The organism is Pseudomonas viridiflava, from assembly GCF_900602065.1.
Lineage (GTDB): Bacteria > Pseudomonadota > Gammaproteobacteria > Pseudomonadales > Pseudomonadaceae > Aquipseudomonas.
Genome location: NZ_UWFN01000085.1, coordinates 1 through 336, shown reverse-complemented (window position 1 = coordinate 336; position 336 = coordinate 1). Strand labels below are relative to the sequence as shown.

Sequence of the window (336 nt, the reverse complement as noted above, 5' to 3'; positions counted from 1 at the left end):
CGGTCGGACCACTCAACAGTGCATCCAGTCCACGTCCTAGACCTCGTTTCTTGACGGCCATGGGGATTCCTTAAGTTGGCTGGGCTGCAGCGGTGCGTGAGTTGCGGCGTTGACGGCGAACCATCTCGCCGGCCAGCGCCAGGTAGGCAATGGCGCCACGCGATGTTTTGTCATAAGCCAACGCGGGCATCCCGTAGCTTGGCGCTTCGGCCAGGCGGATGTTGCGCGGGATCACCGTGTCGTACAACTGGTCACCGAAGTGTTCCTTGAGCTGCGCCGAAACGTCGTTCATCAGGCTCAGGCGCGGGTCATACATGGTCCGCAACAGGCCTTCGA

Annotated in this window: 1 protein-coding gene; it reads right to left on the bottom strand. The window is 61.3% G+C overall.

Going from position 1 to position 336, the window contains the following annotated elements:
- Positions 1 to 70: 70 nt before the first annotated feature.
- The coding region (locus tag EE949_RS01375) for a ParA family protein (protein ID WP_164666676.1) at positions 71 to 336 on the bottom strand (266 nt) is incomplete at its 5' end.